General features: G+C 64.0%; 17 protein-coding genes. 12 read left to right on the forward strand and 5 right to left on the reverse strand.

Annotation, left to right across the window (positions count from 1 at the left end; genetic code table 11):
- Positions 1-218 precede the first annotated feature (218 nt).
- From AC3IR3_RS05355 to AC3IR3_RS05365, 3 genes are read left to right on the forward strand one after another with little or no spacing between them, the layout of a single operon-like run.
- Complete coding sequence (locus AC3IR3_RS05355) at positions 219-1,934, forward strand: N-acetylmuramoyl-L-alanine amidase (protein ID WP_489195945.1); 1,716 nt, start codon at positions 219-221, stop codon at positions 1,932-1,934.
- Between the two features lie 57 nt (positions 1,935-1,991).
- Entirely contained in the window at positions 1,992-3,815 is a 1,824-nt protein-coding gene (mutL, locus tag AC3IR3_RS05360) for a DNA mismatch repair endonuclease MutL (RefSeq protein WP_489195946.1), read from the forward strand.
- Between the two features lie 53 nt (positions 3,816-3,868).
- Positions 3,869-4,762 carry a DUF1684 domain-containing protein gene (locus tag AC3IR3_RS05365; RefSeq protein ID WP_489195947.1) on the forward strand — a complete coding sequence of 298 codons (894 nt, stop codon included), beginning with the start codon at positions 3,869-3,871 and terminating at the stop codon, positions 4,760-4,762.
- A 121-nt stretch (positions 4,763-4,883) separates the two neighbouring features.
- On the opposite strand, the gene AC3IR3_RS05370 is transcribed toward AC3IR3_RS05365, so the two are convergent.
- Positions 4,884-5,666, reverse strand: coding sequence for an enoyl-CoA hydratase/isomerase family protein (locus tag AC3IR3_RS05370; protein WP_489195948.1), 783 nt, complete (start codon positions 5,664-5,666; stop codon positions 4,884-4,886).
- A 147-nt stretch (positions 5,667-5,813) separates the two neighbouring features.
- Between AC3IR3_RS05370 and bamJ the strand changes: the two genes are divergently transcribed.
- From bamJ to AC3IR3_RS05390, 4 genes are all read left to right on the forward strand, one after another.
- Positions 5,814-6,521, forward strand: a complete 708-nt coding sequence (gene bamJ, locus AC3IR3_RS05375) for a BamJ family beta-barrel-assembly machinery protein (protein WP_489195949.1) — start codon at positions 5,814-5,816, stop codon at positions 6,519-6,521.
- A 123-nt stretch (positions 6,522-6,644) separates the two neighbouring features.
- Positions 6,645-6,752 (forward strand): DUF1289 domain-containing protein, encoded by a 108-nt coding sequence (locus AC3IR3_RS05380; protein ID WP_489196885.1) that lies wholly within the window; start codon positions 6,645-6,647, stop codon positions 6,750-6,752.
- Positions 6,753-6,793: 41 nt separating this feature from the next.
- Positions 6,794-7,354, forward strand: a complete 561-nt coding sequence (locus AC3IR3_RS05385; protein ID WP_489196886.1) for a CoA pyrophosphatase — start codon at positions 6,794-6,796, stop codon at positions 7,352-7,354.
- Positions 7,351-8,211 carry a sulfurtransferase gene (locus AC3IR3_RS05390; RefSeq protein ID WP_489195950.1) on the forward strand — a complete coding sequence of 287 codons (861 nt, stop codon included), beginning with the start codon at positions 7,351-7,353 and terminating at the stop codon, positions 8,209-8,211. The genes AC3IR3_RS05385 and AC3IR3_RS05390 overlap by 4 nt, the downstream gene beginning before the upstream one ends.
- Positions 8,212-8,501: 290 nt before the next feature.
- Here AC3IR3_RS05390 and AC3IR3_RS05395 read toward each other — a convergent pair whose 3' ends face one another.
- Entirely contained in the window at positions 8,502-9,539 is a 1,038-nt protein-coding gene (locus tag AC3IR3_RS05395) for an oxidoreductase (protein ID WP_489196887.1), read from the reverse strand.
- A 105-nt stretch (positions 9,540-9,644) separates the two neighbouring features.
- Here AC3IR3_RS05395 and AC3IR3_RS05400 point away from each other — a divergent pair, with 105 nt between their 5' ends.
- Positions 9,645-11,192 carry a POT-type proton-dependent oligopeptide transporter gene (locus tag AC3IR3_RS05400; protein ID WP_489195951.1) on the forward strand — a complete coding sequence of 516 codons (1,548 nt, stop codon included), beginning with the start codon at positions 9,645-9,647 and terminating at the stop codon, positions 11,190-11,192.
- Here AC3IR3_RS05400 and AC3IR3_RS05405 read toward each other — a convergent pair.
- Positions 11,177-11,965: a phosphatase PAP2 family protein gene (locus tag AC3IR3_RS05405; protein WP_489195952.1), complete on the reverse strand. Its 789-nt coding sequence runs from the start codon at positions 11,963-11,965 to the stop codon at positions 11,177-11,179. The two genes, AC3IR3_RS05400 and AC3IR3_RS05405, sit on opposite strands and share 16 nt — an antisense overlap.
- Before the next feature lie 170 nt (positions 11,966-12,135).
- On the opposite strand from AC3IR3_RS05405, the gene prpE reads away from it, so the two are divergent.
- Positions 12,136-14,040, forward strand: coding sequence for a propionate--CoA ligase (prpE, locus tag AC3IR3_RS05410; protein ID WP_489195953.1), 1,905 nt, complete (start codon positions 12,136-12,138; stop codon positions 14,038-14,040).
- A gap of 55 nt (positions 14,041-14,095) precedes the next feature.
- On the opposite strand, the gene AC3IR3_RS05415 is transcribed toward prpE, so the two are convergent.
- On the reverse strand, positions 14,096-15,379 hold the full coding sequence (locus AC3IR3_RS05415; protein WP_489195954.1) for a dicarboxylate/amino acid:cation symporter: 1,284 nt from the start codon (positions 15,377-15,379) through the stop codon (positions 14,096-14,098).
- A gap of 135 nt (positions 15,380-15,514) precedes the next feature.
- Here AC3IR3_RS05415 and prpB point away from each other — a divergent pair, with 135 nt between their 5' ends.
- Both prpB and prpC read left to right on the forward strand, forming a co-directional pair.
- Positions 15,515-16,402, forward strand: coding sequence for a methylisocitrate lyase (prpB, locus tag AC3IR3_RS05420; RefSeq protein WP_489195955.1), 888 nt, complete (start codon positions 15,515-15,517; stop codon positions 16,400-16,402).
- A 44-nt stretch (positions 16,403-16,446) separates the two neighbouring features.
- Positions 16,447-17,595: a bifunctional 2-methylcitrate synthase/citrate synthase gene (prpC, locus tag AC3IR3_RS05425; RefSeq protein WP_489195956.1), complete on the forward strand. Its 1,149-nt coding sequence runs from the start codon at positions 16,447-16,449 to the stop codon at positions 17,593-17,595.
- A gap of 110 nt (positions 17,596-17,705) precedes the next feature.
- On the opposite strand, the gene AC3IR3_RS05430 is transcribed toward prpC, so the two are convergent.
- Entirely contained in the window at positions 17,706-19,718 is a 2,013-nt protein-coding gene (locus tag AC3IR3_RS05430; protein ID WP_489195957.1) for an FAD-dependent oxidoreductase, read from the reverse strand.
- A gap of 367 nt (positions 19,719-20,085) precedes the next feature.
- On the opposite strand from AC3IR3_RS05430, the gene AC3IR3_RS05435 reads away from it, so the two are divergent.
- Positions 20,086-21,039: a hypothetical protein gene (locus AC3IR3_RS05435; RefSeq protein WP_489195958.1), complete on the forward strand. Its 954-nt coding sequence runs from the start codon at positions 20,086-20,088 to the stop codon at positions 21,037-21,039.
- The last annotated feature ends 49 nt before the right edge of the window (positions 21,040-21,088 follow it).

Below are 21,088 nucleotides of genomic sequence, written 5' to 3' on the forward strand. Positions count from 1 at the left end.
CTCGTCCTGTGGGCTTTCGCACCGCCATTGATCTTTTGCCTGGCACAAGCCCGCCAGCGGGCTCCTGCAAAAAAATTGAGGCAGAAAGCCGAGGGATCGCTCGAAGCCCCGTTTGCTGACCGAACCTGTACGAATCTTGACGAAGTCTCCGCAGGTTATGGATTAACAAGGGAAAGTATCTTGCATTCAGCGGGCGATTGCAGTTCAATCCATGACCTATGAGGGGAATCTCTTTTAAACATGGCCTTCTCGTGCTCGCGACAACCGTCGCGACGACGACCGCGTCGCTCGCCGATGCGGCCGACATGAAGGCTGCCCGCGTCTGGGCGGGCCCCGAATACACGCGTGTCGTCTTCGATCTGTCCGGTCCGGTGGTCTACAAACTCTCGCAGGGCGATACGCCCGGCAGCGTGGTTCTCGACCTGGACAAGAGTGCCGTCGACGGCGATTTCGCAGCACCGGGCGGACAGGGACTCTTCAAGTCCATGCGTACGGAGCGTCAGGGTGGCCGTGCCCGCGTCGTCGCCACCGTCGATCCGAAGGCCAAGCCAAAGAGCTTCCTTCTGAAACCGGCCGGCGATTACGGCTATCGCCTCGTGCTCGATCTCTATCCCGGCAATGGCAGCGATCCCGGCGACGAAGTCGCCTCGGACGATGGCGCCGCCCCGGCATCGGCACAGGCGACCGCGACGGTCTCCGTCCCGTCGACGAAGTCCTCGCGCTCGCGTCGTGGACAATCCGCCGCGCCGCCGATGTTGCCGGGCGGCGACCGCAAGGTCGTCGTGGCCATCGATGCGGGACACGGCGGCGAAGATCCGGGTGCGAGAGGTCCTACAGGTCTGCGCGAGAAGGACGTGACCTTGCAGGTCGCGCGCGAGCTGACGGACCAGATCAATCGCCAGCCCGGCATGCAGGCCGTACTGACGCGCAACGGCGACTACTTCATTCCGCTCAAACGGCGCTATCAGATCGCCCGCGAGCACAACGCCGACATGTTCGTCTCGATCCATGCGGATGCGTTCAAGAACAGCGACGCCAAGGGTTCGTCCGTGTGGGTGCTTTCCCCGCGCGGCAAGACGAGCGAGGCCGCACGCTGGCTGGCCGACCGCGAAAACCGCGCCGACCTGGTCGGCGGCGTCTCGCTGGACGACAAGGACGATACGCTGGCGGCGGTACTGCTGGATCTTCAGCAGGGTTATGCCATGCAGGCCAGCGAGTCGATCGCCGGCAACGTACTCAAGGCGCTGGGCGGACTGGGTCCGACGCATCGCGGCTATGTCGAACGCGCCAACTTCGTCGTGCTGCGTTCGCCCGATGTCCCGTCGATCCTGGTCGAAACCGCATTCATCACCAATCCCAACGAAGAGCGCCGCCTGCGCGACGACTCGCATCGCCGTCAGCTCGCCTCCGCGGTACTGGGTGGCGTGCGTAACTATTTCGAAGCCATGCCGCCGCCCGGTACCTGGTTCGCGGCACAGGCGGCCCGTCGCAACGGCACGTCGGTGGCTTCGGCACCGGTAAGCGCGCCGGTCGTGGCTTCCGACGATGACGACGCGGCGGATACGGCGAAGACGGTTGCGAAGACCCCGCCGCCGCGACAGGTGGCGACGACGGCCCGATCGCCGTCGCGCGAGGCGCCGGCTCGCAAACCGCCAGCTCCGGAAGTCTCCGCCACGAAACCGGATGCGGCGGGCAATAAACGGGCGGCGTCGAACGAGATTACGGTGGTGGCCAGGGTCGACAAGCCGCCCGCGCCGCCCAAAACGGCCCGCGCCGACGAAAACGTCCGCGATCTGCACCGGGTCAACCGCGGTGAGACGCTGACCGGTATCGCCCAGCAATACGGCGTTTCCATCAACGCCCTGAAGACCGCGAACAATATGAGCGATAACAACGTTCGTATCGGTGCGGTGCTGGCGATTCCCTCCGGCTGATTCGCGGCCGGGAGCCTTTCCGCTATTCTTGGGCCTTGCGTCTGAAGGCCCGAGAATATGCCGTCCATCCGTCCTCTTCCGCCCGAACTGATCAACCAGATCGCGGCCGGCGAAGTCATCGAACGTCCCGCGTCGGTGGTCAAAGAGCTGGTGGAAAACAGTATCGACGCCGGTGCGCGTCGTATCGAAGTCGACATCGAGCAGGGCGGTTCGCGCCTGATCCGTGTGCGCGACGACGGCTGCGGTATCGCGCGGGACGAACTGGTTCTCGCCGTCGCCTCGCATGCCACCAGCAAGATCGGCAGCTTCGACGATCTTGAGCGCGTGGCCAGCATGGGTTTTCGTGGCGAAGCGCTGGCGTCCGTATCGTCCGTGGCGCGTTTTTCGCTGACGTCGCGTCATGAAGGGCAGGATGCCGCTTTCCGCATCGAGGTCGATGGCGGCAAGCTGCAGGAGGCCCGCCCGGCCCAGCATCCGCCGGGCACGACCATCGAAGTGCGCGACCTCTTCTACAACGTGCCCGCGCGCCGCAAATTCCTCCGTGCCGAGCGCACCGAGTTCGCGCATATCGACGACCTGCTGAAGTCCCTCGCGTTGGCGCGCGAAGGCGTCGATATCCGGCTTAGCCACAACGGCCGTCCGGTGCGTCTGCTGAAACCCGCGCGCGACGAAGAGGCGGCTTTGGGGCGTGTCGCGGAAGTGCTGGGTCCGGACTTCCCCGCGCAGAGTCTGCGCATCGATCACTCGGCGGCGGGACTGCGGTTGTCCGGCTGGGTCGGTCTGCCGACCGCGTCGCGTTCGCAGGCGGACCAGCAATATTTCTACGTAAACGGCCGCATGGTTCGCGATCGCGTCGTCGCGCATGCCGTGCGTCAGGCGTATGCCGATGTGCTGTTCCATGGCCGGCACCCCGTGTTCGTCCTGTTCCTCGAACTCGATCCGACCGGCGTCGACGTCAATGTCCATCCCGCCAAGAACGAAGTGCGTTTCCGCGAGCAGCGGCTGGTCCACGATTTCCTTTTCCGCACGCTGCACGAAGCCCTTGCGCAGACGCGTGCCGGCGTGGGCATGCCGATGGGCGAACCTTCGCAAGCGATTCCCGCGGTGGGCGGTTACCCGATGCGTCCCGTGCAGAACGCGCCTGCGGCATGGCCATTGCCGAGCAGTCAGTCGCGTCTCAGTCTGGGTGTGCGCGACGAACCGCTGGCCGGCTACGCCACCTTGTTGGGCGACGCATCGGCGCGCCCTGTCGCATGGACGCCGCCCGCCGGCAACGAGCCGGAGCAGGGCGGCGACGTCCCACCGCTGGGATACGCCATCGCCCAGCTGAAAAACATCTATGTGCTCGCGGAAAACGAACATGGACTCGTGCTCGTGGACATGCACGCCGCGCACGAACGCATTACCTACGAGAAACTGAAAAACGGGCGGGCCACCGCCAATCTTCGTTCGCAGATGCTGCTGGTTCCCCTGAGTATCGCGGTCAGCGCGAAAGAAGCCGCTGCGGCCGAGGAATACGCCGACGCGCTGGCCGAATGGGGTCTCGAGCTTTCGCGTAGCGGTCCGTCGGGCGTGGTCGTTCGTCGCATTCCCGCCCTGCTGGAAGGTGCGGACGTCGCGCAACTCACGCGCGACGTCCTCAGCGAGCTGGCCCAGCACGGTAGTTCGCGGCGATTGCAGGAGCTGGAAAACGAACTGCTGTCGACCATGGCCTGTCATGGTTCGGTACGAGCGGGGCGCCGCCTCGGCCTGCCCGAGATGAACGCGTTATTGCGCGAAATGGAAGCGACCGAACGTTCCGGCCAGTGCAATCATGGCCGACCGACCTGGGTGCAGTTGGCGCTTGGCGAACTCGATCGCCTTTTCCTTCGCGGCAGATAACCACGCTTTTAGATAAAGCATAGCCGTCCATACGGCTTAATCGGGATTTTCATATGATCCGCAACATCGCATTTGCTTCCGTTCTCGCCGTTGCCGCCACCGGTGCGGCGGGTACCGACGCCGGCTACGTCCATTCGATCGAGCAGGCTCGTGCGCAGCGCCTGGAAACCCTGAAGAGCCCCACCGGCTGGTTGACGCTGATCGGGCTGGAATGGCTGAATCCGGGCGTCAATCGTGTGGGTAGTGCGTCCGATAACGACGTCGTGCTCAAGGCGGGTCCGGAGCATCTGGGCGTCGTTACGCTGGGTGCGGACGGCTCCACGAATATCGCGTTCGCCGAAGGCGTGGCTGCTACCGTCGACGGAAAGGCGGTCGCGAAGGCCGCGCTGGTCGACGATGCGCATGCGACCGGCGCGCCGACGCTGGTGGCATTCGGTACGGCGAGTTTCTTCGTCATCGAGCGCGATGGACGCAAGGCGTTGCGCGTGAAAGACACCGCTGCCGAAACGCGTTCCGGGTTCGTTGGCCTCGACTATTTCGCTATCGATCCGTCATGGCGCGTCGTGGCCGACTGGGTGCCGTTCGATCCGCCGCACGAGATCGAGATCGGCTCGGTGCTGGGCACCATCGACAAGGAAAAGGTGCCGGGAAAGGCCGTATTTGTCCGCGACGGTCACACTTTCGAGCTTTATCCGATCCAGGAAGATGCGACGTCGTTGTTCTTCGTTATCGCCGATCGCACCAGCGGCAAGGAAACCTATGGCGCGGCGCGTTTCCTGACCACGCCGTTGGCGGTGGACGGCAAGCTGGTGCTGGATTTCAACAAGGCGACCAATCCGCCGTGTGCGTTCACACCGTATGCGACCTGCCCGTTGGCGCCGCCGGAGAACCGGCTGGATGTGCGGGTGACGGCTGGCGAGCAGAAGTATCGGGGTGGGCATCATTGATGGTTTCCGCGTCGCCGCTCCGTAGTTTTCGCGCGCAGGCGCGCTCCCACAAAGATCAATAGCGCGTTCCTGCTTTCTGCGGGAGCGCGCTTGCGCGCGAAAATTACGGAGCGATGACGCCTTATGCTCCCTTAAACGTCGCCTTACGCCGCTCAAGAAATGCCCCGGTTCCCTCGCGCATATCCTCGGTCGAGAACGCAATCGCAAACCCCTGCGTCTCATACGCCAATCCCTGATCGATAGCGCATTCGGCGCCATCCAGCACCGCATCCAGAATGCCCTTCAACGCCAGCGGAGCAGAAGCGGCCAGCTGGTCGGCCATGGCGTCCACGGTCGCATCGAGTTCCCCGGCGGCCACGACGCGTGTGGCGATACCCAGCCGTTCGGCGCGCGCCGCGTCGATCTGCTGTCCGAGCAGGCACAGTTCCAGTGCCACGCCGCGTCCGGCCAGACGGGTCAGGCGCTGGGTGCCGCCGAAGCCGGGAATCAGGCCCAGGCCGATTTCCGGCTGGCCGAAGCGGGCCTTTTCGCTGGCGACGCGTAAATGACACGCCATGGCCAGTTCCATGCCGCCGCCGAGCGCGTAGCCCTGGATCTTCGCGATCACCGGCTTGCCCAACCGCTCGACGGTAAGCATCAGGTCCTGTCCGGCGCGTGACGCACCCTGAGCCTGTACCGGCGTCCATGCGGTCATTTCCGAGATATCCGCACCGGCGACGAAGGCTTTTTCGCCCGCGCCGGCCAGCACCACCACGCGCACCGCATCGTCCTGCGCGGCCTGGCGGAAGGCCAGCGTCAGCTCGGAGATCGTCTCGCGATTGAGGGCATTGAGCTTCTCGGGACGGTTGATGGTGATGGTGCGAACCGCCGCGCGGTTGGCGAGCGTCAGGGTACGGAAAGCCATGGTGCTGCTCCGGATGGGTCAAAACGCTGGATGGTATCAGGGGAACCTTTTGCCGTCGGCGGCCTCTTAGCTGCAGGGCGCGGCGGGTCACGATCGACTATCCTGCGGTGTCGCTCTGTCGTGTCCACGGAGAATGGGATGTCACCCATGCGTTTCCTGTTACTGGCAAGTGCACTGGTCGCGGGCGTTGCCTTCGCTCAGGCGCCTGCTGGCCCCAGCGCTCCGCACGCGGCGGTTATCGACAAGACCAAGCTGTCGTACGCCATCGGTTACCAGATAGGTACGCAATTCGCGAGCAGCCCCCAACCGGACGTCGATATCGCCGTACTGGTGAAAGCGCTGCAGGACGGCTACGCGAAGCGCCCGCCAGGCGTACCCGTCGACCAGATGCAGGATCAACTGCTGGGCTTCGACGCCAAGGTCCGGCAAGACGCCGTCTCGGAGTTCCGCCGGGTGGCCGACGCGAATGCGCGCCGCAGCACCGACTTCCTCCAGAAAAACCGGGACCGTCCCGGCGTGATCGCGCTGCCGTCGGGCATCCAGTACTCGATCCTGGCCCGTGGCACGGGGCGTCAGCAGCCCGAGGTCACCAGCACGGTCACAGTGAATTACCGTGGCGCGCTGATCGACGGGACCGAATTCGATAGCTCCTATGCCCATGGGCGCCCGGTGACCTTCACGGTCAACCGCGTGATCCGGGGCTGGCAGGACGTGATTCCGCGCATGCGCGTGGGCGACAAGTGGAAAGTCGTCATTCCGCCCCAGCTTGCCTACGGCGAACGCGGCGAATTGCCGCGCATCGGTCCCAACGAAGCCCTGGTCTTCGAGATCGAGCTGCTCGACATCAAACAGTGATCCCCGGGGTGCATGGCGGTCCGGCGCTGTAGAATGGCCGGTCGTATGCTCCCGAACCCATCCAGCGAACTTCCGCTTACCCCCTGCACCGGCGTCTGCCGGCTGGATGCGCGCGGCCTGTGCATGGGCTGTCTGCGCACCGGCGACGAAATCGCGCGCTGGGGCGGCATGGATCAGGCCGAACGGCTGCGCATCATGGACGAGGTGTTGCCCCACCGGGAGGGCGCGTGATGGATGCGGTCGAAACCGCGCTGCGCGGCGCCTTGTTGCCGCTGGACGCGCCGCCCGGCGCTCGCGGCTGGAACCACGACGATATCGCGACGTTCCTCGGCAATACGCCGCGTCGCGCGGCCGCCGTACTGATCGGTATCCGCGACGATCGCCAGCAGAACGTACTCCTGACGGTGCGCACGGATACCTTGCAGCAGCATGCGGGGCAGGTAGCTTTTCCCGGCGGTCGTGTCGAACCTTCCGACAAGGACGTTATCGCTACGGCATTGCGCGAAAGTCACGAGGAAATCGGTCTCGAAGCCGCCGCCGTCACGCCGCTTGGATTCCTGGAATCGTTCGAAACAATCAGCGGCTTCTGCGTCACGCCCGTCGTGGCGCGCGTGGACGCCGCTGCGAAACTGAAGCCCGATCCGGGCGAAGTGGCGGAAGTGTTCGAGGTGCCGCTGGCGTTCTTCCTCGATCCGGCGAACATGCGTCGTTACACCATGGAGTACCGTGGGCATCGGCGCGACATGGTCGAGTTCCTGCACACGGGCTACCGTATCTGGGGCGCTACCGCCGCCATCGTCCAGAATCTCGTTCGAAGGATGGGTCATCCATGAATGTCGTGCGTACAGTCATCGATCCGAAAGCCGCCGCGGCGCTGCCGCCCAGCGCCGTCCTGTTTGTCGATTGCCGTTTCGATCTTGTCGATCCGGGCAAGGCGGCGCGCGATTTCGCCGAGGGACACATCGTGGGAGCCGTGTACGCCGATCTCGACACCGACCTTGCCGATCTGGCGACGCCACCGGCGGGGCGCGGTCGCCATCCTCTGCCCGAACCGCGGGTCTTCGCCGCGCTGCTTTCCCGCGCGGGTTGGCGTCCGGACCTTCAGGTCGTCGCTTACGACGCATCCGGCGGCGCGCTGGCCGCCGCACGCTTCTGGTGGCTGGCACGACTGGCCGGTATCGATAATGTCGCCGTGCTGGATGGCGGTTATCCCGCGTGGCTGGCCGAAGGCCTTCCTGTATCGAACGACGTCCCGGCGCATGCGTCGACCGCAGTCCATGTCGTTTTCGATCCCGCGCAAACCGTGCCGGTCGACGAACTGACCGAAGGTGTTGCATCGGGTCGCATGCTGCTGCTCGACGCGCGTGCCGCGCCACGTTTTCGCGGCGACGTCGAGCCGCTCGATCCCGTCGCCGGTCACGTCCCCGGCGCGCGCAACCGGCCGTTCTCCGAAAATCTCGAAACCAACGGGGGATTCCGGTCGCCCGGGGAACTGCGTGAGGTGTTCGGGCAGATCATCGGTCCGCATGCGCCCGACGAAGTCGTGCACATGTGCGGGTCGGGCGTTACCGCTTGCCACAACTTGCTGGCGATGGAATACGCCGGATTGACGGGGTCGCGATTGTTCGCGCCTTCGTGGAGCGGGTGGGTTAGTGATGGCGTGCGGGGTGTGGCGACGGGGGATGCCTAGTTATTCGACTGTGGCTTTGCGCCAGATGTCGGCTGCATTTCACAGGAAGTCCTTCGATAGAGATCCTTCCATCACGATTTCGTAGGCATTCCTGATTTCTCATCGCCGTTCCGGCGCACACCGTGAGAATCTCAGCCTCACGGCATCATCGCCCTCACCGTCACCCCTGTGTACGCCGGAACGACGATGAGGGGGACCGGGATATCTCATTCTTACTTCCGATCCGGGTGTTCGATTAATCCGGACAGCCGTAGGTGTGCGCCGGAATGACGGCGAGAGGTGTTGCGTCGTTACTTCAAAATAATGCGTCTCCCATCGCGCATACTCTCCTGCGCCGCTTCGATCACCCGGATCACATCGCGTGCCTCGCGCGCCAGCACCGGTGGCGGAACACCTTCGTGCAATGCTTTTGCCACGCCGTCGTAGAACGCGGTGTAGCGGCCGGGCAACGTGTCGATGGTCTGGTGCGTGCCGTCGATGTCGGTGAACTGGCCGAACTGCGCCGGGTCGTCGAGGCCCCACTGGTCGCCGCCAGGGCGGCGTCCTTCGCGCAATGCCGCTTCCTGGCCGTCGATACCGTATTTGCTGAAGCTGCCGCCGTCGCCGTGGACCAGATAGCGGGGACCGGGCTCGCGGACCAGCGTGGAGGCGTGCAGCACCGCGCGTCGATGGCCGTAACGCAGCACGATATGGAAGTAGTCGTCGGTCTGCGCGGCAGCTCGCTGGCGCTGCACATCCGCGGTGACGTCGTCGGGCAGGCCGAACAGTTGCAATGCCTGGTCGATGAGATGCGCGCCGAGGTCGTAGAGCAACCCGGAGCCCGCGGCGGGCGTCTCGCGCCAGCCGTGTTTGATCTCGGGGCGAAAGCGGTCGAAGTGCGCTTCGTAGTAAACGACTTCCCCCAACCGGCCGTCTTCGACCAATCGCCGCACGGTCAGGAAATCGTTGTCCCAGCGACGGTTCTGGAACACCGACAAGGTGCAACCCTTGCGTTCCGCCAGCGCGATCAGCGCGTCGGCTTCGGCGGCATCGAGAGTGAAAGGTTTGTCGACCACGACATGCTTTCCGGCATCCAGCGCTTCGCGGGCCAGCGACGCATGCGTGTCGTTCGGCGTGGCGATGACTACCAGTCCGATGTCGGGATCGGCGATAAGGTCCTGGGGTCTCGCGAAGATGCGCGACTCGGGAAATTCCGCGGCGATCTGATCGGTACGGCTGCTCGCGATGCCCGCGAGGCGCAGCCCGATGGCGGCAGCGATGAGGGGCGCGTGGAAGACGGCGCCGGCCGTTCCATAGCCGATGAGGCCGGTGGCGATGGGGGTCATGATGGCTCCGTGGATATCGCGAGAGACGTAGCGTAGCGCGTCCGGTCTGACGGAATCGTTTACGATCGACCCGATCGAAGTACGAGGAGCGAAGAACTCTTGAACGCGATGGACGCCACCGCGCCCGCCGGGCGCATGCCCCGGCAGATTTCCTACATCATCGGCAACGAAGGCTGCGAACGCTTCAGCTTCTACGGGATGCGCAACATCCTGACGCCGTTCCTGATCACGTCGCTGCTTATGTACCTGCCGGAAGCCGATCGTCCCGGCGCGGCGAAGGACATCTTCCACACCTTCGTGATCGGCGTGTATTTTTTCCCGTTGCTGGGCGGCTGGCTGGCCGATCGCTGGCTCGGCAAGTACCGGACCGTCCTCTGGCTCAGCCTGATCTATTGCGTCGGCCATGCCTGCCTGGCGTTGTTCGAGCACAGTGTGCCGGGTTTCTATACGGGACTGGCGCTGATCGCGCTGGGGTCGGGTGGCATCAAGCCCTGCGTGGCGTCGTTCGTTGGCGACCAGTTCGACGCCGGCAATCGTCATCTGGCGAAGATCGTATTCGACGCGTTCTACTGGATCATCAACGTCGGCTCGTTCTTCGCGTCGTTGTTGATGCCCTTGTTCCTGCGTCACTACGGGGCCGCGGTGGCGTTCGGCATTCCGGGGTTGCTGATGTTCGTGGCGACGGTCGTTTTCTGGCTGGGCCGCAAGCAGTACGTGATGCTGCCGCCTGTGCGCAACGATCCGGACGGCTTCGCCAACGTCGTGCGCACGGCGTTGTTCGCGCGGACCGACGGCGCGGGCAGGCCTGGGCTCGCGATTGCGGGGGCCGGTGTAGTGCTTGCCGTGCTTTCGTTCGCCCTGATTCCGGCATTGGGGCTGGTTCCCGCGCTATGTCTGGCGTTTGTGGCGATTCTCGCCGGCGTTGGTGGCGGGGGGCGCCTTCAGCTGGAGCGGGCGCGCGGTTCCCATCCGGACGAAGCCATCGAAGGCGTGCGCGTCGTGTTGCGTGTGCTACTGGTGTTCGCGCTCGTCACGCCGTTCTGGTCGCTGTTCGACCAGAAAGCGTCGACGTGGATCGTGCAGGCGGCCGAGATGGATGCGCCGGGCTGGTTGCATCCCGCACAGATGCAGGCGATCAATCCGGCGCTGGTACTGCTGCTGATCCCGTTCAATAACCTCGTGCTGTTTCCGCTGCTGCGTCGTTTCGGCTATGAGCCGACGGCGCTACGTCGCATGACGGCGGGTATCGCTTTCGCCTCGCTGGCATGGGTGGCGGTGGGAGCGATCCAGCTGGCGATCGACGGCGGCGATCCCGTATCGATCGTCTGGCAGCTACTGCCTTATGTGCTGCTGACGTTTGGCGAGGTGCTGGTGTCGGCGACGGGGTTGGAGTTCGCATACAGCCAGGCACCCGCCTCGATGAAGGGTACTTTGATGAGCTTCTGGACGCTCAGCGTGACGGTGGGCAATCTCTGGGTGCTGCTGGCCAATGCCGGGGTACGGAACGAATCCGTACTCGGTTATATCGAGAGCACGGGTATCGGCAGCACGGCGTTCCAGATGTTTTTCTTCGCGGCTTTCGCGGCGCTGGCGGCTCTGGTCTTTGGACTGTATGCACGGAGCTATCGCGAAGCGGATTACTACCGGACCGGTTGAGGCGTCATGCGGCGAATGCGCAGGTATTCCGCACTGCCGACGCATAGCGTCAGCCACGCCAGTCCGGTGGCATAGCCGGCCAGCACATCGCTGAAGTAATGCACCTGAAGAAGGATACGGCTGATGCCGATGACGGTAATGAAGGCGGTGGCGATGACGACCACGGCGCGGTGCAGGCGAGGTGGCGTCAGCACCAGCAGCACGTAAGCGAGCATGCCGAAGAACACCATCGAGCCGGAGGCATGACCGCTGGGAAAGCTGAAACTGTGTTCGACGACGAAGCCGTGGTCGTGCAATGGCCGCTCGCGCTGGAAGATGTTTTTCAGTAGCTGGTTGATCAGTCCCGTCCCGACCAGCGCGACGATCCATGCCGTGGCGAGATACCAGTAACGACGAATAAGCAGAAAGACGAAGACCAGTCCGGATTCCACGGCCACGACGATCGGATCGCCCACATGGGTCAGCATGGCGACGATGCGAAGCACGCCTGGCGGCATATTGTCGCGGAGGTCGCCGGCGAGGAAGGCGTCGAAGACGGTCAGTCCCGCCTCGCGACGCACCGCCAGCGCTATCGCGGTGGAGACGAGGACCGCGGCCATGACGACGGCGATAGCCGTCACCGGTCGCAGGATCGCGCGTGCAGACGGGTCGATACCCTCGCGGCGCCTGACCGCGCGGCGCCACAGAAGGTCTGCACCGAGCAGCGCAATCGCCAGCAGCAGCGCCCATAGGGACAAGGCGTGGGTACTGATCCATTCGGCGTCGGTCTGCATGGGGGTCCTCGTTAATCTGGCACGATCCGGCATGTTGCCACGAGGCGGCACGCGACATCGACTGTGGGCGCGCTCCTGCAGGAAAGAATCGACAATCTTCGACCTTGGTCGACAGGCGTATTGCTCCTCGCCTGTGTAGGCTCCGGTAAAGATGCAGAGGAGGCGTGAGCATGGGCTACGACGAAACCTACCGGCGTTCCATCGACGAGCCGGAGGCGTTCTGGGGTGAGCAGGCGACGCTTATCCACTGGAACACGCCGCCCGTACGCATCCTGGATCAGTCGCATCCGCCGTTCCGGCGCTGGTTCGTCGGAGGAACGACGAATCTCTGTTACAACGCCGTCGACCGGCATCTTGCGACGCGTCCCGATCAGCTCGCGCTGGTCGCGATCTCTACCGAAACCAACATCACCCGCGAGATCACTTACGCCGGGCTCTATCGCGAAGTGAATACGTTCGCAGCGGTGCTTGGCGAACTGGGTGTGGGGAAGGGCGACCGCGTCGTCATCTATATGCCGAACATGGCGGAGGCGGTGTTCGCGATGCTTGCGTGCGCGCGCATCGGCGCGATCCATTCGGTCGTCTTCGGCGGATTCGCCGCGCACAATCTGGCCCTGCGCATCGACGATGCGGAGCCGAAGCTGCTGATCTGCGCGGATGCCGGCATGCGTGGCGGCAAGATCATCCCGTACAAGCCGCTGGTCGATCTGGCCTTGCGCGAGGCGAAGTCGCCGCCGCCGTACGTGCTGATCGTTCGCCGCGACCTCGATCCGGATATGACGCTGATCCCCGGCCGTGACGTCGACTACGCCGAACGTCGCGTGGCGCACGAAGAGGCGAGTGCGCCGGTGGAGTGGCTGGAATCGAACGAGCCCAGTTATCTGCTTTACACGTCGGGCACGACCGGCAAGCCGAAGGGTGTCCAGCGCGATGTCGGCGGCTATGCGGTCGCGCTGGCGTTGTCGATGACGACGATTTTCGATGTTGCGCCGGGGCAGGTCATGTTTTCGACCTCGGACGTGGGTTGGGCGGTAGGTCATTCGTACAATGTCTATGGGCCATTGATCGGTGGTGCTACGTCGCTGCTTTACGAAGGATTGCCTACCGGCCCCGACCCCGGCATCTGGTGGCGGTTATGCGAGCATTACGGCGTACGCACGATGTTCTCGTCGCCGACGGGTATTCGTGTGCTGAAGAAGCAGGACCCGTCGTGGCTGAAGAAATACGACCTGTCGGCTCTACATTGGCTGTTCCTCGCCGGCGAGCCGCTGGACGAGCCGACGGCGACCTGGATCAGTAGCGGCATCGGCAAGCCGGTCATCGACAATTACTGGCAGACGGAAACCGGTTGGCCCGCCATTACGCTGCTGCCGGGGCTGGAACTGAAGCCGGTGAAGTTCGGTTCGCCGGGGTTTCCCAATCTGGGATACCGCATGCGCATCATCGACGAGCAAACCGGTGCGGATATGGCGCCGAACGAGAAAGGCGTGCTTGTGATCGAGCCGCCATTACCGCCGGGTTGCCTGACGACAATCTGGCGAGACGACGAGCGATATGTGCGCAGTTACTTCGGGCACTTCAGAGAACTTCTTTACAGCTCGCTGGATTGGGCCGTGCGCGATACCGACGGATACACCTTCATCCTGGGGCGTACCGACGATGTCATCAACGTGGCCGGTCATCGGCTGGGCACGCGCGAGATCGAAGAGTCCGTCGCTACGCTGGGTGCGGTGGCGGAAGTGGCGGTGGTCGGTATCCACGATGAGCTCAAGGGCCAGGTGCCAGCCGTCTTCGCGACGCTGAAGCAGGGCGTGACGGACGATCCAAGAGACATGGCGCTGGCGATGCAGAGGCGTGTCGTGGAATTGCTGGGTGGCGTTGCGCGGCCCGGTTGCGTGTATGTGGTGAATGCCTTGCCTAAGACGCGCTCGGGGAAATTGCTGCGGCGGTCGTTGCAGGCTTTGATGCAGAATACCGATCCGGGCGATCTGTCGACGCTGGACGATCCGAATGCGCTGGAGGAGATTCGTGCGGCGATTGCGCGTGGGCCGCATTGTGGGGCTTCAGCGTCGTAGGTTGTCGCCAGTCGTACGTGGTCGCTGCGGCAGGTTTTCGCGATATCGCGGAAGGTCAGCCCCGCCGCACCTGCGCATCCACCACCGTCGCCGTCACCATATCGCTGCCCACATTGGTCGTGGTGCGCAACATGTCGAGGATACGATCGGCGCCAAAGATGATCGCAATACCGCCCGGCGGCACGCCGAACGTTACCAGCAGCCCGGCGATCAACGGCAGCGATCCTCCCGGAATACCCGCGACGGCGACGGCGCTGAGTACCGAAAGAAACATCAGCATGCATTGCTGGGTAAGCGAGAGATCGACACCGAAGGCCTGCGCGACGAAGAGGACGACGCAGCCTTCGTACAGCGCGGTGCCGCTCATGTTCATCGTGGCGCCAAGCGGCAGGACGAACCCGGACGTGCTTGGCGAAAGTTTCAGCTCTTCGTTGGCCGATTGCAGCGAAGCGGGCAGCGAGGCGCTACTGGAACTGGTGGAGAAAGCCGTGATCAGCACGGGCCGGATCTGCCGGAAGAAGGTCAGCGGATTACGGCGCGCGAGGAATCGCAGCCACAGCGACATCGTGCCGAACAGGTGCAGCATCAGGCAGACGCCCACGACCGCGACGAAGACCGCCAGCGCGATGAGTACGTCGATGCCCACCTTTACGATGACGCTGTAGATCATCGCGGGAACGGCGTACGGCGCGATCCGCAACGCGAACCCGACAATCCGGGTCATGATCTCGGTCACCATGTCCAGACCGCCAAGCAGTTTCGCGCGACGTTCTTCACCGAGCTGCGTTCCCGCGGCACCCACGAGAATGGCGAACAGGATCAGTGGAAGCACTTCGCCCAGCGAATCGCGGCTGAAGCCGACGAAAGCGCCGAACAGGTTTTTCGGCATGAACATGTCGACCAGCATGCCGAGCCCGGGCGTTGGCTGAGTCTGCTCGCGTGCGATGGCCTTGTCGGCATTGCCACCGAACTCGGCCATCAGTTGGACTTTCGCCTCCGGATCGAGATGATGGCCCGGCTGGATCGTATTCATCGCGACCAGACCGATGGCCGTAGCGATCACCATATTAAGGAAGAACAGCAGAAAGGTCCGGCCGGCCAGCGGTCCAAGGCGATCCAGGCGGCCGAGCTGTGCCACGCCCGAGGCCAGCGAGGTGAACACCAGCGGGATCACCACGAAGAACAGCATGCGCAGGAACACTTGCCCGACCGGGTCGAATACCGCCGTGGATACACGGCGCATCGTCGTGAGTACGTCTGGCCACCATACCCCTGCGATCAGGGTGGCGACGGCGGCCACAATGCCGACGGCCAGGCCAATGAGAATTTTCGTAGCCAAGTGATTGTTATTCTTCATGGTTCGACTGTAGCTGGCGTTCACGCATCCGTCACGTGTGGTTGCCGCATGACGCGGCGCAGCGAGTGGGAAGGTTGGCTACTGCGCTAAAATGTCCGCTTTTACGCGGAGTCTTCCATGGCACAGCTTGCATCTCCGGGCGCGCGGTTCAGGGCGGCGCTTGCGGCGGAACACCCGCTTCAGGTCATCGGCGCGATCAATGCGAACCATGCGCTGCTCGCGAAGCGAGCGGGTTATCGCGCGATCTATCTCTCCGGCGGTGGCGTGGCGGCCGGGTCGCTCGGTCTTCCCGACCTGGGCATCAATACGCTCGACGACGTACTCACCGACGTGCGCCGCATCACCGATGTCTGCGACCTGCCGCTGATGGTCGACATCGATACCGGTTTCGGCCCCAGCGCGTTCAACATCGCGCGCACGGTGAAGAGTCTGATTAAATTCGGCGCGGCCGCTTGCCACATCGAGGACCAGGTTGGCGCGAAGCGCTGCGGTCATCGTCCGGGCAAGGAAATCGTCACGACGGAAGAAATGGCCGATCGCGTCAAGGCCGCGGCCGACGCGAAGACCGATGCGGACTTTTTCCTTATCGCGCGTACCGACGCCATCGCGGCGCAGGGTGTCGACGCCGCCATCGAACGCGCCATCGCGTGCGTCGAAGCGGGTGCGGACGGCATCTTCGCCGAGGCGGCGTACGACCTGGAGACCTATCGTCGTTTTGTCGATGCGGTGAAGGTCCCCGTGCTCGCCAATATCACCGAATTCGGCCAGACGCCGCTGTTCAGCGTCGACGAACTGGCCACTGCCGGCGTCGGCATCGTGCTTTATCCGCTATCGGCTTTCCGCGCCATGAACAAGGCCGCGGAGAACGTCTACACGGCCATCCGTCGCGACGGCCACCAGCGCAACGTCATCGATACGATGCAGACGCGCGAGGAACTGTACGACCGCATCGGTTACCACGAATACGAGCGTCGCCTCGACGAGTTGTTCTCGAAGAAGGCCTGAATGCTTCCCGCAAGTAAAGATCACGCGTCAAGGAGATTCCCAAGATGAGCGATACAACCACGCTGCCCAAGGCGAAGAAGTCCGTCGCCCTTTCCGGCGTCGCGGCGGGCAATACCGCGCTTTGCACGGTGGGCCGCAGCGGCAACGATCTGCATTACCGCGGTTACGACATCCACGATCTCGCGGCCAAGGGTTGCTTCGAGGAAGTCGCTTACCTGCTCGTGTACGGCGTGCTGCCGAACTGGGTCGAACTGAATGCGTATCGCGCCAAGCTGAAGCGTCTGCGCGGGTTGCCCGCCCCGGTGAAGAGCGCGCTCGAACTGCTGCCCGCCGCCACGCATCCGATGGACGTCATGCGTACGGGTGCCTCGGTGCTCGGCACCGTGCTTCCCGAAAAGGACGATCACAACATTACCGGCGCGCGCGACATCGCCGATCGCCTGATGGCGAGCTTCGGTTCGATGCTGCTGTACTGGTATCACTTCAGCCACAACGGCAAGCGCGTCGAAACCGAAACGGACGACGAGTCGATCGCAGGACATTTCCTGCATGTGCTGCACGGCCGCAAGCCCAGCGAACTGCACGCGCACGCGCTCGATCGTTCGCTGGTGCTGTACGCGGAGCATGAATTCAACGCCAGCACGTTCGCCGCGCGCGTCATCGCCGGTACCGGTTCGGATATTTATTCGGCCATCACCGGCGCCGTCGGTGCGCTGCGCGGTCCGAAACATGGCGGCGCGAACGAAGTGGCGATGGAAATCATCGCGCGCTATCGCGACGCGAACGAAGCGGACGCCGATATCCGCGCTCGCGTCGAGCGTAAGGAAATCATCATCGGCTTCGGTCATCCGGTCTATACGGTTTCCGATCCGCGAAACGAGATCATCAAGGAAATCTCGCGAAAGCTCTGCACGGAAGGCGGCAATCCGCGCCTGTTCGAAGTGTCCGAGCGCATCGAGAAGCTGATGTGGGACCTGAAGAAGATGTTCCCGAACCTCGACTGGTACTCGGCATCGGCGTACCACATGATGGGCGTGCCGACGGCGATGTTCACGCCGCTGTTCGTCATCGCGCGCACGTCGGGCTGGAGCGCCCACGTCATAGAGCAGCGCCAGGACGGCAAGATCATCCGCCCGAGCGCGAACTACACGGGGCCGGAAGATCAGGCGTACGTGCCGATCGAGAAGCGTTGATCGAAGAGCCGCGCGGCTCTGAGGTTTTTTCTTCAGCTTTTTGTGGGAGCGCGAAGGCGCGCTCCCACAGTGGATTTTGTCGAACCTTTTACCGGGGAGCGGGGTGGGTGCTAGAGCGTCGCCGCCAGCCTCGTCGCCGTATCGATCGCTCGCTTCGCATCCAGCTCCGCCGCCACGTCCGCGCCGCCGATCAGATGCACGGGGATGCCCAGTGCTTCCAGCGCAGACTGCAGTTCGCGATTCGGCACTTGCCCGGCGCAGACGATGACGTTGTCGACGTCCAGGACCTGCGACTGCCCATCGACGGTTACGTGCAGACCATCGTCGTCGATGCGTTCATAGGTGACGCCGCCAAGCATCCGGACTTTTTTGTTCTTCAGCGTGGCGCGATGCACCCAGCCGGACGTTTTGTTCAGTCGCGCCCCGGGCCGCCCTTCGCTGCGCTGGAGCAACCACACTTCGCGCGCGGGCGCTTCGGGCTGTGCGGGCATCAGGCCGCCCGGCGTCGCCATGGTCATGTCGACGCCCCATTCCTTCGTCCAGCGGGCGATATCGGTAGTGGGAGAGGGCGCGTGTTCGGTCAGGAATTCGGCCGTGTCGAAACCGATGCCACCCGCGCCGATAATGGCGACGCGCTTGCCGACCGCGCGGTCGTGTAGCAGGACATCTAGATAGCTGAGAACCTTCGGATGGTCGTGTCCGGGTACGTCCAGCCGGCGCGGTAGCACCCCGCTGGCAAGCATAACGCCGTCGAAGTCCTTCAGTTCGTTCGGCACCGCGTCGGTCCCGAGTTTCACGGTGACGCCGGTGTCCTTCAGGCGCTCGCCGAAGTAGCGCAGCGTCTCGTGGAATTCTTCCTTGCCCGGAATGCGCTTGGCCATGTTGAACTGGCCACCGATCTGCATCGCACGGTCGATCAGCGTGACGTCATGGCCGCGCTCGGCCAGTGTCGTCGCGCAGGCCAGGCCCGCCGGACCCGCGCCGATCACGGCGTAGCGCTTGCGCTCGGCAGCCGGACGGATCACCAGTTCGGTTTCGTGGCACGCGCGGGGATTCACGAGACACGACGCGCGACGGCTGGCGAAGACATGATCCAGGCAGGCCTGGTTGCAGGCGATGCAGGTGTTGATCGTCTGGCTGCGATTCGCGCTGGCCTTGTTGACCCATTCCGGATCGGCGAGCAGCGGACGGGCCATCGACACCATGTCCGCATCGCCGGCGGCGAGGATGCGCTCGGCTACGTCGGGCATATTGATGCGGTTGGTCGTGACCAGCGGGATGCCGACTTCGCCCTTGAGACGTCGCGTGACCCAGGCGAATGCACCGCGTGGCACGCTGGTGACGATGGTCGGAACGCGCGCTTCGTGCCAGCCGATGCCGGTATTGATAATGGTGGCGCCGGCCGCTTCGATCGCGCGGGCCAGCGTGACAATGTCGTCCCATGGCTGGCCGTTGTCGACGAGGTCGAGCATCGACAGGCGATAAATGATAATGAAGTCCTTGCCGGCGGCCTCGCGCATGCGGCGTACGATTTCGATGGGAAAGCGCATGCGGTTTTCGGTGCTTCCACCCCAGCGATCGGTGCGCTGGTTGGTGCGGCCGGTAAGGAACTGGTTGATCAGATAGCCTTCCGAACCCATCACTTCGACGCCGTCGTAGCCGGCGTCGCGTGCGAGCTTCGCGCTTCGCACGAAGGCATCGATGCTGCGCTCGACGCCTCGCGTGGAAAGCGCACGTGGCGTGAATGGACTGATGGGCGATTTGATCTTCGACGGTGCCACCGACAGCGGCTGGTAGGCATAGCGGCCCGCATGCAGGATCTGCATGCAGATTTTCCCGCCCTCGTCGTGCACGGCTTGCGTCACCTTGCGGTGTCGTGCCACGTGCCAGGGCATCGACATCGTGCCGGAGAACGGTTTCAGCCAGCCCTCGATATTCGGAGCGATACCGCCCGTGACGATGAGCCCGACGCCGCCCCGCGCGCGCGCAGCGAAGAAAGCGGCGAGCTTGTCGTAATCCTTTGCCTTGTCTTCCAGTCCGGTATGCATCGAGCCCATCAGCACGCGGTTGCGCAGGGTTGTGAAGCCCAGGTCGAGTGGGGCGAGCAGGTGGGAATAGGGCACGTCGGCATCCGGGTTCAAACGATCGTTCGAAGAATGCGCGCAAGCCTCGTCGCAGGCAAGGGGTGCAGCCTGTAACGCGGATGAGACAGCTAGGGGCTATTCGCTTCAAACCGTTGGGGCGCGGCGCTTCCGAAGGCATGACAGCGCCCGGATGAGGGTGGGGTGTAGCAACGATGAAACGCTTCGCATTCGCCGGAATGCCGGTGAATCGCTCCGCACCGCGCCACAGGCCGCTCCGCGCTGGCGTTTCGCCCTTCGTAACGGGAGAGGCACGGTTATTGCTCCGTTTGTGTGCTTAACGAGCGTTGGCAGGACGTTCACTTTCCCGAGAAAACAGGGGTTCCGCGTCGCTTCCCAGGAGATTGTTATGCGCAAGACTCTGCTCGCTACCGCGATCTGCATTGGCATCGGTTTCGCCCTCCCGGCGATGGCCGACGATACGATTACCGGAGGTGCCGGCCCAACGGCATCGCGTCATTCGACAGTTACACAAAGCTCATCGGCCGACAATTACTCCAACCAGAACAACGGCAACATGCGCGGCAACAGCGGCGACGCTTATGCCAACGGCCAGGGCAGTGCTTCGGCCAATAACGGCGGTACGGCGAGCGCCTCCCTTTCCGATTCGTTCAACACCAGCAACGCGATTGCGGAAAGCAACCTCAGTGGCACCGTGAGTGGCATCACGACCATGGGCAACGGCAATATCGCCAGCAATACGGGTAGCGCCGCCGGTGGGCATGGCGGATACGGCGGCGATGGCTATGGCGGCGACGGCTACGCCGGTAACGGCGGTAGCGGCGGCAATGGCGGCAACGCTCATTCGCGCTCCGGTGCGGGCGGCTCCGGCAACGGTTCCGGCGGCGACGCGGGTGCCGGTAGCGCGGCATCTGGCGGCGATGGCTATGGCGACGGCGGTCTGGCACGCGTACGCGGCCGCAACGGCAACACCGGTTCGGCCACGGGCGGTGCAAGCGCCAGCACTGGCGGCGCGAGCACATCGGGTGCGGCATCCGCCACCGGCGGCGCTGGCATGGGTGCGGGCGGTTCCAGCGGTTCCTCGACGGCTTCGGCAGGATCGGGCGCATCCGGTGGCAGCGGCGGTGCCGGGACGGGCGGTAACGGTAGCGGTGCATCCGGCGGCGCGGGCGGCGCGGGTGGTTCGAACTCCGTCAACGCGGGCAGTTTTGACATGTCCAACCACATGGAAGGTGCCGGCTCCGCGGCGGCGGGTGTACTCGTGATCGCACAGAACAGCGGCGCTGCTTCTCTCGTGCAGCAAAGCGTGAACGTGCAGGCAAATCTGAACGTCGGTCACTGATGTAGCAGCGAAGCCTGCGGAACGGACCATCGTTCCGCAGGCCTTCGTC

The sequence above is a fragment of the Luteibacter sp. GL_149 genome (assembly GCF_057834065.1).

What these genes read in the sequence shown, in the direction of transcription:
- AC3IR3_RS05355 (WP_489195945.1), top strand. Translation starts at nt 219, where the DNA reads ATGAGGGGAATCTCTTTTAAACATGGCCTTCTCGTGCTCGCGACAACC.
- mutL (WP_489195946.1), top strand. Translation starts at nt 1,992, where the DNA reads ATGCCGTCCATCCGTCCTCTTCCGCCCGAACTGATCAACCAGATCGCG.
- AC3IR3_RS05365 (WP_489195947.1), top strand. Translation starts at nt 3,869, where the DNA reads ATGATCCGCAACATCGCATTTGCTTCCGTTCTCGCCGTTGCCGCCACC.
- AC3IR3_RS05370 (WP_489195948.1), bottom strand. Translation starts at nt 5,666, where the DNA reads ATGGCTTTCCGTACCCTGACGCTCGCCAACCGCGCGGCGGTTCGCACC.
- bamJ (WP_489195949.1), top strand. Translation starts at nt 5,814, where the DNA reads ATGCGTTTCCTGTTACTGGCAAGTGCACTGGTCGCGGGCGTTGCCTTC.
- AC3IR3_RS05380 (WP_489196885.1), top strand. Translation starts at nt 6,645, where the DNA reads ATGGGCTGTCTGCGCACCGGCGACGAAATCGCGCGCTGGGGCGGCATG.
- AC3IR3_RS05390 (WP_489195950.1), top strand. Translation starts at nt 7,351, where the DNA reads ATGAATGTCGTGCGTACAGTCATCGATCCGAAAGCCGCCGCGGCGCTG.
- AC3IR3_RS05400 (WP_489195951.1), top strand. Translation starts at nt 9,645, where the DNA reads ATGGACGCCACCGCGCCCGCCGGGCGCATGCCCCGGCAGATTTCCTAC.
- AC3IR3_RS05405 (WP_489195952.1), bottom strand. Translation starts at nt 11,965, where the DNA reads ATGCAGACCGACGCCGAATGGATCAGTACCCACGCCTTGTCCCTATGG.
- prpE (WP_489195953.1), top strand. Translation starts at nt 12,136, where the DNA reads ATGGGCTACGACGAAACCTACCGGCGTTCCATCGACGAGCCGGAGGCG.
- prpB (WP_489195955.1), top strand. Translation starts at nt 15,515, where the DNA reads ATGGCACAGCTTGCATCTCCGGGCGCGCGGTTCAGGGCGGCGCTTGCG.
- prpC (WP_489195956.1), top strand. Translation starts at nt 16,447, where the DNA reads ATGAGCGATACAACCACGCTGCCCAAGGCGAAGAAGTCCGTCGCCCTT.
- AC3IR3_RS05435 (WP_489195958.1), top strand. Translation starts at nt 20,086, where the DNA reads ATGCGCAAGACTCTGCTCGCTACCGCGATCTGCATTGGCATCGGTTTC.